This is a genomic window from Mycoplasma miroungigenitalium, assembly GCF_013008635.1.
GTDB lineage: Bacteria > Bacillota_I > Bacilli_A > Mycoplasmatales > Metamycoplasmataceae > Mycoplasmopsis > Mycoplasmopsis miroungigenitalium.
Window position 1 is genome coordinate 707,921 of record NZ_CP053096.1, and the last position, 11,968, is coordinate 719,888.

Genomic DNA, 11,968 nt, shown 5'->3' on the forward strand with positions numbered 1-11,968 from the left:
TCCTTATTTATTTTGTGCTACGGCTGGTTTGTATACTGAGTCGTAGTTTTCATATTGAAATACATTTCTTACTCCTGAATCCTTTCAAAACGGTCTTCAGCTTTCACCTAGTTTTTTGATTTTGTAGATATTAGAGAAATCAGTAGGTTTTTTCTTGAATAATGATTGAGTATAGAAAAATCCTCTTTTATTATCATAGGCGCTTTTTAGTGCTAAACCTAATGAATAGAATGTATAACTTTGAAGTGTACCTTTATCAATTAAAGTCACTAAGTCACTTGGGTTTGTTAAGTAAGGTAATGTTCAACCTGCTCTCGTGATTTCTACTGAATAAGAATGTTTTGCCTCTTCAACTGAGTTAGGTTGGTTATTATCATAGCTGAAAAAGACATCAGCAGTAATACGCCCATATGTGTCTTTTCCGGTGGCATAAATATAAACGATTTGATTATCTTTTAATACTTTTTCACAGAATTTAGATGCCTTGACTGCTCAAAACATTTCTTCAGGATCTGAATCAGTACCCCCAACATTCTTTTCGGGAGTGTCAATTCCTGCTAGTCTAATTTTGTATTGTTTTCCAGTAGTGATACTGTGTTTGTCGTTGTTCTCTAATGCTAACACTTGAATAGTGTCCCCATCAGCATGTTGAGTAACTCTTGCTTTAAAAATGTTTTTATTAACGAACGAGTTGTTTTTATCCAATTTTATTTCTCAATTTCCTTTTTCTTTCATTAATTCATTAAATTGTTGTTCAATTTTTTCATCAGAAATTTTTTGTGAACAAGATGCAGATAACGTGGTCAAACAACCTGTTAATGGAAGAGCAGAGGATACTAATAATCTTTTAAAGTTCATTTTAGCTCCTTAGGAAATTTATCGCAATACAAACATTTATGCCTTGCGACATAAATGATGTATAACTGTTTTTATTTTTTTATTTAAAGTTAGTTGTTGTTGATTGCATTTGTTGTGCAAATATTTCAAATGTTTTACGTGCTTCGTTTCCGTTAGTACGTAAAGCCTCAGCGAATGATTTCATATTTGAGTTGAATGCTTCTCTATAAGTACTTGAATATTTACTTGTAGGTTCTTCGTATAAAGTGATACCTTTATCTGTAAATAACTTAAATGCTAAGTCAAGATATGCATTTTTACTTCTTGGGAAATTTAATTCTTTACCTTCACCAAACCCTGCATATGGAACTATGTAAGATGCTGTTGAAGCTATAAATGCAGCATTACTATCTTTTTCATGATGTTTACCATAGTTTTTAGGTGTTTTGTCTTTTAGAACAAAGTTTAAGAATCTTACAGATGCTTTATTTTGCGCCTCTCCATTGTCGATAACAAATAGGTTAGGACCTTGTAAGAAAGCGGTTTGAACAGTTGAAGTTTCATCATATTTAGCAGGTGTTTGTTTAGTAATTAATTCATCTTTTTGAAGTGAACCAGTTGCTGATGGTAAATTAACAGATACATCTGCATTGGTGTAAGACGCTGTTATTGCATTAGTAAATGAATAGAAAACATATTTAGTTTCTTTATGTTCTGGTGTACCGTGTTTTTCAAAGTGGGTTAATTCACCTAATCTAGTAAAATCAGATGTTAATTTATCCATACCTTCAATAATAGATTTATTTGCTTCAATATTTTCAATATGAATAATATATTTATTTGCTTGACCTTTTAAATCATTTAATTTTGTAATAATAGAATCGTTAGCAGCATCTGATTGGTAGAAGTATTTTTCTTTTGATGTATCAGTTTTTGAATCGAAAAGATTATTACCGTATTTGAATTGTAAATTAGTTTTCTTTGCGTCTTTTTTATCTGCTTTAACAGTACCGATATCTGAAGAGCCGATATTAACTTCTTTTCCATCTTTTGTTTTAACATTTAATAATTTGAATGTTGGTTTAATATCTCCGGCATCAATAAAGTTGTGTGTGTAACCAGCGGTTGAACCAAAGTTAGCACCAACTTTATGGTTTGTTTGGTCAGCTGATGAATATGCGCCACCACCATAAACTTTTAATGCTCCAGCTTCAACGGCATCCATGACTAAATCATAAACTTCACGAGTTGCTTTGTATGATTTAGAGTTTTTGTCAGCAATACCCGTAAATGAAACTTTAACAGATCCGTCACTACCTTTAATAACTGACATAGGCATATCTTTATCCTTGCCACCTAGTTTTGAGTATAGAACAGTGTTTAAAATTCCAGATGGGTCATCAATACCTAATAATGCTACTGATGATTTATCAACTGATTTAGATTTTTCAAAAATCTTAATTGCATCAGTAATAAATTTGATGTATGTTTTAAATTCTGTTAATACATTAGCACCAATTTTTTTGCTTGGGTATTTAGCTTCTGTAAAGATTTTTTCAATTTCTTCCTTAGCAATAGCTTTACCAAAGTGTTCGTCATCACCGATAACTACAAGGTCTCCATCTCAATCTGTTGTGTCAACTTTGAAATCATTAACCAATGATTCATCAATGGTATATCCTGCATTTTTCAATGTTTTAAATACATATTTGTAGATTGGACCGTTGATTCCGAATACTACTGTTGATTTCATGATAGGTAGTGAATAGTGTCCGCCTTCAGCAACACCGGTAATTTTATCGTTAACATCAACGAAACTTTTTTCAAATACGTTTCTTTGAATTGCTAAATCACCGAATGATTTATCTGATACATCAACTTTTCTACCGTAGTTAACGATTTCGGCAATTGTGGATGCGTAGTTAATTGTCATGTTTGGTAGTTGTTTGATGTTGTTGTTTTTCATGTTGCTTACAACTTCTGTATGACCAGCACCGTAACCTGAACCAATGTTTTTTAGTTCAACTTCCATGTAGGTAGCTAATTCAGCTTCAAGTTTAGCCTTTTCATCACCTTTAGCGTTAGCAATTTTAGCTTGTAATTCTTTACGTTTAGGTTGAACCACTTCGGCGTTATATTTTCTGATAACTCCGTCAACAGCGTTTCATTGCTCTTTACCTCTCGAGAAAGTAACGGCAAAAATTAGTTTTTCTCTTGATTTATCAAATTTGTCGTTACTGCATGAAGCAGCTAAAAGTGGTGCAGCCACTGATGCTGTTCCAGCAATAGCCCCAATTGATAATAATAATTTATTTTTTTTCATATATCCCTTTCATACGCAAATGTTGAATTTGCGTATATTTTGAGTTTAATTAATTTGAATTAACGCTTATTAAAACATATGAAACCCCATAATGATTTTATAAGCTAACTAATTATACAATATATATAAAAAAACACGCCTTGCGCGTGCGGTTTGAAAATCAAACAAGACTTAATTTTATAATATTTTTAAATTTAGGAAAAATATTTTTATTTTTCGAAACCAACTAAATTTAAGACATATTCGTAAATCTGCTATTTAATAAAGATATTTAAAAGCGCTAATTATCAACTTGAATAATTTTTTGAAGCACTTTCAAAAGTATTTCTGAAAATAATTTTTTTATTATCTAGCGTCATTTCATATGTTAAATCCGATTTAAAATTTTCTTTATAAGAGATAGTTTCTTTCTTTTCTAATTTGTTAAACCAAACTAAAAAAGAATCTTCAGTTTTATCGAAATTAGTGGTTCATTGTTTCATTGTATCCAGTAAACCTAATTTCTTTATATTTGTATAATCCTGGGGACCTATTCGATCGATAAAAAATACAAAATTTTTGAATTCATAATGCACTTTGGCAAGATAATCGTATTTCGAATAATAGCTATTTTCAATAATGCGGGTCAATTTATTGATTAATTTACGAGTTTCCTCTTTAGTTCATTTTTTACTATTATTAAGGTAACTAAATTCATTAGAATTTTTGATAAAGAAATATTTAAATGCGATGTAAGGTAAATTAAATTGAATATTTTTATAAATATCTGACCCATATTTATTTAAATTGTTGTATTTTTCACTGAATTCACATAAATGTTCAAAATTATCTTTAAATATAAAATGGGAATTAAATTTATCGTTAAGGTTTTGCAAAATTTCTTTTTTATAATAATTGTATTGCTTTGATAATTCATCGTAATTATTGAATGAAGAGACAATTTTATTTAATTCTTGCGATTGTGTATATTGACATAATACTTTAAGTCTTTGATTGATAAAATTTAAAAATGAACTAGAATTAAGTTTTTCGATGTCGTTAAAATATTGAGTAATGCTCGTTAAGAGATTTAAAATTACAGAATTAATTACATTGTTATATTGTTGAGAATTATTTTTGATATTATCAACGATTTCATCAAATTTTGATTTTTCTTGATTAAACTCACTTCTTGTATTGTTTTGTTCAATAACGTTTATTAAAACTTCTGAACGGTTTAGCAAATTATTAAATTTGTTATCGTTATCTCGACTTTGCCCAATTTCATTTTTTAATATAATTAAATCATTTAAAAATAAGTTATCAATTAACATTGCGTTAAGATCTTTATTTTCATTACTTAAAATATAACGTGAAAATTTATCATTGTTTTTATAAACGTTTTCTAAACTGGTTCTGTATTTATTGAATGATTCTTTAATTTTTGCAGAGTCGTCTTTGCAAGAAATTGCTGACAAACACAATGTTGAAGTTATTGGCACAGAAAGAAATTTTAAAAGTAATTTATATTTCATGATTACATTATACTTTAATTGATAACATTCTATTTTGTTAAAGATTTGTTGTTTTTACACAAAAATTAATGGTTTTGGTAAATTTAAAAAATAATGTTTTAATAAATTACATATCACACACGAATCAAATATTCATTATTTATTGTGTTTAATTACACATATTAGTTACTTTTATATATAATTAATTAATAGTAACTAGGAGGTTATATGAATGGTTATTTAATATGATGAATTTTCGGAGTTGTTATTTTACTTTTAATCGTATTTTTTGTCTATTCTGCTGTCAAAGATGCGAGAGCAAAAAAGAAACGTAAAAGAAAAGAAATTGAATTTAAAAATGATGCAGCAAGAATTAAAACTGAAACTGTTTTAAAACTTGACCTTTTACTAAAGAAAAATCAAGATTTATTAGACAATTTCAAACCAAGTATCGGTGACTATAAAATGAGTCAAATTGTCAATACAGCTAGAAAATATTTACTTGATTTACAACAAACTCCAGAATTTAAGGAATTTATAGTCAACAATACAGATTGCACAGATTTATTTAAAAATTTTGTTGTTTTAAGAGATACTCGCTCTTCTGTTTGAAATAAAGCAAACACTGTTTTAGAATATTTAAAAGAAGAAAAATTGTTGATTGATTTGGAAAACAAAAAAGAAGACATTGTTAAATTTGAGAGCGAAATTGAGGAGTATTATAAAAATGAAGTTTAAAAATCTTAACTTACCGAATAAACTAACTTTGATAAGAATTATCTTGTTTGTTCCTTTGTTGGTTTTAGGTCATATTTATTTAACGATTAGCAATGTTTATTTTTACGGAAGTATTTTCGGTAATTATAATAATGAATGATTTACAAAATATTTTAGTAGAGTCTTACTCACTTTGATGCTTATTATATTTATTGGCGCAATGATTACTGATTATTTTGACGGTTATATCGCTCGTAAGAATCATTTAGTAACTTCTTTTGGTAAATTATGAGATCCAATCGCCGATAAAATGATGACAACAGCTTCGTTAATATTTTTAATGGTCATTTCAAAAGGTTTTATTCCATTTTGAATAGTTCTATTGTTCGTCATTAGAGATTTAATTGTTGATGGTTGCAGAGTTGCGATGAAAGAACATAATATTGATGTTTCAGCTTCTATATGAGGAAAAATTAAAACATTAGTTCAAACTTTTGCAATAATTTTGTTATTTATTATTGCAATTGCCTCGCCGGACTTTTTCTCTAAATTCCGTTATGAAAATACTGGATTATGATATTTATATGCTTATATAGCATCGCTTCCTCTAATTATTGCGTTGATATTCAGTTTATTATCTGGTTATCTATACATCCGAAGCGTATTACCTCATCTAATTCGCTCAAATAAGCCAAAACCTAATATTGATGTTGAAAATTTTAAATCTAAATTTGACGATCAAATTACAGCAGAAATAATCAAAAATACTAAAGATAATGATGATAAGTAGTTATAAAACAAAAATCACCTTCGTTCTGGGGGTGATTTTTAATATTTTCAAAAAATAACAATAATTAGTGTAATTAGGAGAATTAGTAGTAAAGAACTCAACAATACAGCTGCTAAAATTGAAAATAAACGCTTGCGGAGTGCATTCTTAACTTTATAAGGGTTATTAGTTATGTTATTTCTAGCCTTGCGTAAAATAAATTTTCTGTCATAGTTATCTAAATGAGTTATTTGTTTCCTCGACAAACTTGATTTAACATTCAGTTCTAAAGTATTTTCAATTAATTCTGTATTCTTTTGGTCTCGCTTTTTCATGACTACATTTTACAACATAATTAAGTACAAAATTCAATAAAAAATCCGCATAAACGGATTAGGTGATATTACATATGGTGGAGATGACGGGAGTTGAACCCGTGTCCACATAGCAAGACATAGCAACACTTCTTACAGTTTAGTTTATTTCTGTTGCTAATATAGATGTTAAATAAACAAAGACATTCAATATTAGTACACTTTTATTTTAAATTGATATTAGGTGTAAATATCAACCGAGCCTTTAAACCACACCAACCACCTAAGGCGAGATGAATGGTGCACTAGATTGCAAAATTAAGCAAAAACTAGGTTTGAATGTGCTTGATTTTGGTTTGCCATAATCAAGTCTTGTAGTTCGATTTGAACTTTGTTTTCGTTTTTTGCGACTATAAAGCCTAGAAGCATTATGGTCTACCAAACCACTGATGTTACTAATACCCACTACATGTCGAAGCCATTACACCCCCACATATTTATTAATATATCACTTTTTATTAACTTATTAAATGATATTTATTAAATCGCGTTGAATAAAAAAACGATTTTTAGAGACTAAATATTTATATTATTAGATTTTTAACTAGTAAACAAAATTACAATAATTTACATATATACACATAATTCAATACTTTTTGTCATTTCTATTGACACAAATTTGAATGAATTTGTTTTAGATTTGAGTATAAAATTATAAATAGATAAATTGATTGGAGAAATAATGAAGAAAAAAGATTTTATATACTTCCGCATTTGGTATCACAACAGTTGCTGCCATCACAAGTATAGTAGCAATATTGACTCTAATTATCGATTAGAGCAAGATAAAAAAATATTGAACTCTGTTAAAAATATGAAAGCATCGAAGTTTGCACCGGAACTACTTCCGATATTTTTAATTCACGGATCTGAATCAAAGAGGATAAATTATCAAATTATAGAAGCAAATGATAGTACTGGTAGTGTAACATTTAAAGTTATCGGTCCTGAAGAAGCTATTAAATTTTTCCCTGACAAATATCAAATATGTATTAAATTTGCCACTGCCAAAGATGATTTAGATGCCTTAATTTAGCCACTATAGGAACGGGTTTAACGCTAAGTGAATTTGAGAATTCACTACAAGATGTAAACAAATGTTTGGAATTATTTGATGAATTAAGAAATATTGATTCATACACTATTGATGTAAAAAATATAAATAAGGAGAATAAAAATATTTTCTTTACTATATCAATAAAAAATAAAACAAACATCAATGATACGTTTGCAAAAAATATTTTATTAACGCTTACTCAATTTTTAAGGAGAGATAGAAATTAATGCAGGTTTTTTTCTTTAATCTCATTTTACCACTATTAAAATCTTTCCAAAAAAATTTTTATATGTTGCATTAATTAATCTAAATACTATTCTTACCATTAGTAAGCCCCTAGAGCAATAATATATATTGCTTATCGTGCGCGCGTGCGTATATACTATGCAAAACTAAATCGATAATAATTTAAACTCAACTTCTCTCAAATTAAATTTTCATCTCTGACGTCAAAAATGTTAACTAATTTCCATTTAGAAAAAACTTTATTAGCGTTTATTAAAGCAATAATTGTCTTTCTGCTGAATGTTGAATATCGCTTTTTATAAAATGATTTAAACAAACTAATACTAGATTCGGCTTCACATGTTATGTTGTTGATGTAGAAATTATAGTCTTTGCAAGTTCGTCGAATGAAGTTAATGAAGGTATTAATATTATTTTTTAAACCAATATTAACAAAATCATATTTTTTAAGAATTTTTAATCTATCAATAAATAGTTCCTTGTTAGTTATTACTTTCAACATTCATTGCTTTGCGGATAAATTATTGATTTTAAGCAGTTTCTTATTCATTTTATTTTCATTGTAAATAAAGATTGGTTTTTTAAATAAGTCATTGAATCTTTTCTTAAAATGGAAATAATCAAAAATATGCTTTGCATTAAGTATTTTTGCAAGATTTTCGAAATACTTTGCACCATCACTTAATACATAAATTTGAGTATGTTTATTTATTAAATAGAAATTTTTAATAATTTTAATTAATAATTTGGCTCTAGATATATTACTTAATTTAACTTTATCATTTGATGTGTACGTTTCATAAATATAAATTGGTTCAGAACGTGTATCTGAAAAAAATTTCATTAACTTTGTATTTGTTTTATAAATTTTGGAATTTTCTCTTAACTTCCCGAATAAATCATCAATATGAATATATATATTTGAAGCATAGGTTTTTTGTGTGGTTTCTGATTTGACTGGTTCGAATAAATTAAATTTTTGGGCATAATATTTGCATAAATTCCAACTAATATTCGTAAATTTATTTCTAATTAAACCGCAAAATTGAGTAAAAGTATCGATTACTAGCTTTGTATCATAAGTTTTTTTAAATAAATGCTCATATTTTTTAGGGTAATATCTAAAATAATGTTTTTTACCATTTTCATAGTAATAATACTCGTATAAGACAAAATCGTATTTGGTGTTATTTTGACCTATAATGGTTCTAATTATTTTTTTATTGATACGATATTGTAATTGCTTACGTTCGGACGAATCTTTAAATTCTGTTGATAATCTTGTAATTTCATCACAAGTTAATCAATTGATATATTCTAATTGGTTTAAATTTAATTCATTTTCGGTAGTTTCCATACAAAAATTATAGAGCATATTGGTTCAATGTTTTATCATATTTCAGTTATTTTTGTGTATATTTGGTAAATATGTTTTTAAAAAACTTTTGGCCTTGTAAATAATAAATACTATTGGTTAATAGCATTTTTCCATATTTAATAAAAATGCGTATTTACAATACACTATTAAAGGCTGTTGTGTGAGCGGAAGTGCAAAGACCAAGATATTTAACCGCTCGAATTTAAATATTTGAGTTATTTGTTTTTTTAGCATATAAAAACACAAACCGGCAATACAATGTCGGTTTGTGAAGTAAGCTACATAAACATTATTTAACAACTTTAGGGTTTAATCAGAGGTCATTAAATTGATTGTCTGTTATATCTTTTGAACTAATTTCATATAGTCCCAATAAGTTTTTAATTGGTTTATCGTCAACAAAATTTGAAGTTTGTAGGAATTTAGCTATATCTTTTTTCGCAGTTTTGGTTTTTGAAACAGCGTCAGTGTTTGTGTATTTTGCGATTGAACCAAATTCTGGTTTGTAGAATTGTTCGTAGAATTTTTGTTTAAAAATAACGTTTTGGTCGTATTTGGCTATTCCAGTTTCTCATAGTCCTTCTGTTTTGTTTAATATGTAATTAAACGGCATTATAAGCTTATTATATAAGTTAAGGGCAAAGATATACATCTGGCGTTGGTTTGATGGTTGTACGTGTCCTTTACGGCCATATGATAAACTTTCTTCTCATTCGTCATAAAAGAATCTCTTAACTCCATTTTCATCGATGTAATTTAGATAGATTGTCGGGTCAATAGCGCCATATAGAGCATCATTAAATGAACTAATAAAACTCTTAAATCCTTGGTTGTACTTGTTTATTTTATAAAATTGTTGTAATTCTTTGTTCTCTTTATCGTCTAATAACTCAAGAAATGATTTTAAAGGGCGTTGTGAGAGCAAAGTAAGAATCTGTTTGAATTGAATATAGTGTTTTAAAACTATTAAGTGTTTAGACGTTATATTTGAGTTCTGAATTGGTTTAAAAGGTGCTAAAATGAGTGGACTATTGTAAAACAATTGTGGTTCTCATAGTCTTTTGTCGGATGGTAGTCATTCATAATAGTTTTTTGGATATACACCAATAAAATCACTATCATCTTGGGCTTGACCATAATATTCGAATTGAGTATTGTATCATTTATCAACATAATCATTTTGTGATTTGTTTAAATTTGGTACGTTTAAATTAGGGACTGGGTCTAAGTGTAAAATGTTATCTGAATTTAGTTTTACACGTTCTTGTAAGAAATGTCTATCCGTTCGTTCGTAGAAGTTTTTAGAGACTTTAAACATATCTATATATGATAAGAAAGCTTCGCCTTTGATGGAATCATCCAAGTGTTCGTCTTGATATTGGTATCAGTTGCCGTCGTCGTGCGGTGTTTTTAGAATTGTTTCATTATTTTCGTAATCTAATGGTAATACGCCGTGGTACATTTTTGCGTATTGAGTATCTTGCTTGTAAAGGTCAGCAAAGACAGCAATGATTTTGTTTAAATCATAAGTTATTGCGTCGTATCAAATTTTTCCCAGTCTTTCAGTAGAATAACCATTATTTATTTTTTCTTGTTCGGGTTTTAATTCAGTTAGAAGTTTTTTAATTCTATTTTTAATACCTTCTTTATCTTTAATATTATCTACTTGCAAGATGTAATCGTAGTATTTTTTAATACCCGAGTAATAGAACATAGCGGTTGGATGCTTAAAAATTAGAGTATTATTGCCGTGCTTAAATTCTGGATTATAGTTTGTAAGAAATGTACCTGTATCGTTAAAAACAGCAGGGTGATAATCCAACGAAGCTTTGGTGTTATATAAGTTATCATAAGAATATACTATTTCATTTACGTTTTTAGATGGTTTTTTAGGTTCCACTGGTTTTGGCGGAGTTGAAGGCGTAATAGCTGGTGTTGATGGAGTTGTATTTGGAGTATCAGGTTTACCAGTACGACCTTGAGTTTGATGCTTAAGAATTTTGTTAAGAGCGTCTTCTAAACACGATGAAGAAACCATCGTGGGGGCAATAACAGCAGTTGTAGGTGCTGTTAATATCAGTAGTTTATTTAGTTTTGTTTTTTTTCATAATTAAAGTATAAATGTTTATCGTTATTTTTGTTATATAAAAAGTAGATTACATAACATAAACTGCTTTATTCAAGGTGTTTTTGTCATAGATATTAAAGACAAATTTATCAACGGGTTCTGTTTGGTTATTTTCCAAAACTCAAGATGCTTTTTGGGTTAATTTAGAGTTATTGGTAATTCTTATTGCTTCTATCTCACTTAAACCAGCATTAGTAAATGTTTGTATATCTTTATTGATAATCGCTTGATAAACCATTAGATTTCAAATCATAGTCAATGATGTTTTGGAGTTCAGAAACCAAGTAAATATTGTTTTCGGTAGCGAATTATCTAGGTCAACAATTATTGATGAAAAATCTTGTTTGAAGTAGATGGTTCTAATAAAATGGTCAATATTAATAACATATTCGTGGTCTAGTGATTGTAATGCTAATTTGATAAATTTATTACATAAATCAGGGGTAAAATGTTTTTCTACTAGTTGTTCAATAGTTCCGTCTAGAATAATTATTGATTTTTTGTAATTAGATTTTTCTTTTAAAGACGATAATAAGTCAATATTTTTATTAAAATCTGCAACATAATTTTCGTTAATTCGGCTAATTGTTGATATGTTGCTTGGTGTTAAATGTTGGGTGTAAGTTTGATTCATATAGGTGCTCCT

10 protein-coding genes and 1 other RNA gene are annotated in these 11,968 nt (G+C 28.1%); 4 read left to right on the forward strand and 7 right to left on the reverse strand.

The annotated features are described in order from the left end of the window. Positions 1-3: 3 nt before the first annotated feature. The 3 genes from HLA87_RS03150 to HLA87_RS03160 form a co-directional block, all read right to left on the reverse strand. The gene (locus tag HLA87_RS03150) at positions 4-858 is read right to left on the reverse strand and encodes a thermonuclease family protein (RefSeq protein ID WP_171111854.1); all 855 of its coding nucleotides are present in this window, start codon (positions 856-858) and stop codon (positions 4-6) included. A 79-nt stretch (positions 859-937) separates the two neighbouring features. Further along, complete coding sequence (locus tag HLA87_RS03155) at positions 938-3,160, reverse strand: P68 family surface lipoprotein (protein ID WP_171111856.1); 2,223 nt, start codon at positions 3,158-3,160, stop codon at positions 938-940. 284 nt (positions 3,161-3,444) lie between these two features. Beyond that, positions 3,445-4,674, reverse strand: coding sequence for a hypothetical protein (locus tag HLA87_RS03160; protein WP_171111857.1), 1,230 nt, complete (start codon positions 4,672-4,674; stop codon positions 3,445-3,447). A 207-nt stretch (positions 4,675-4,881) separates the two neighbouring features. On the opposite strand from HLA87_RS03160, the gene HLA87_RS03165 reads away from it, so the two are divergent. After that, positions 4,882-5,391, forward strand: a complete 510-nt coding sequence (locus HLA87_RS03165) for an MHJ_0274 family protein (RefSeq protein WP_171111859.1) — start codon at positions 4,882-4,884, stop codon at positions 5,389-5,391. Next, complete coding sequence (gene pgsA / locus HLA87_RS03170) at positions 5,381-6,160, forward strand: CDP-diacylglycerol--glycerol-3-phosphate 3-phosphatidyltransferase (protein WP_171111861.1); 780 nt, start codon at positions 5,381-5,383, stop codon at positions 6,158-6,160. The genes HLA87_RS03165 and pgsA overlap by 11 nt, the downstream gene beginning before the upstream one ends. Before the next feature lie 389 nt (positions 6,161-6,549). Here the strand turns inward: pgsA and ssrA are convergent. Further along, positions 6,550-6,944, reverse strand: a transfer-messenger RNA (tmRNA) gene (gene ssrA, locus HLA87_RS03175). Between the two features lie 251 nt (positions 6,945-7,195). Between ssrA and HLA87_RS03180 the strand changes: the two genes are divergently transcribed. After that, positions 7,196-7,549 carry a lipoprotein 17-related variable surface protein gene (locus tag HLA87_RS03180; RefSeq protein ID WP_171111863.1) on the forward strand — a complete coding sequence of 118 codons (354 nt, stop codon included), beginning with the start codon at positions 7,196-7,198 and terminating at the stop codon, positions 7,547-7,549. A 65-nt stretch (positions 7,550-7,614) separates the two neighbouring features. Continuing rightward, entirely contained in the window at positions 7,615-7,797 is a 183-nt protein-coding gene (locus HLA87_RS03185) for a hypothetical protein (RefSeq protein WP_171111865.1), read from the forward strand. Positions 7,798-7,952: 155 nt separating this feature from the next. On the opposite strand, the gene HLA87_RS03190 is transcribed toward HLA87_RS03185, so the two are convergent. From HLA87_RS03190 to HLA87_RS03200, 3 genes are all read right to left on the reverse strand, one after another. Continuing rightward, positions 7,953-9,173 carry an Mbov_0401 family ICE element transposase-like protein gene (locus HLA87_RS03190; protein ID WP_171111866.1) on the reverse strand — a complete coding sequence of 407 codons (1,221 nt, stop codon included), beginning with the start codon at positions 9,171-9,173 and terminating at the stop codon, positions 7,953-7,955. Positions 9,174-9,483: 310 nt separating this feature from the next. Beyond that, complete coding sequence (locus HLA87_RS03195; RefSeq protein WP_171111867.1) at positions 9,484-11,232, reverse strand: hypothetical protein; 1,749 nt, start codon at positions 11,230-11,232, stop codon at positions 9,484-9,486. 118 nt (positions 11,233-11,350) lie between these two features. Then, positions 11,351-11,956 (reverse strand): hypothetical protein, encoded by a 606-nt coding sequence (locus HLA87_RS03200; protein ID WP_171111868.1) that lies wholly within the window; start codon positions 11,954-11,956, stop codon positions 11,351-11,353. Positions 11,957-11,968 lie beyond the last annotated feature (12 nt).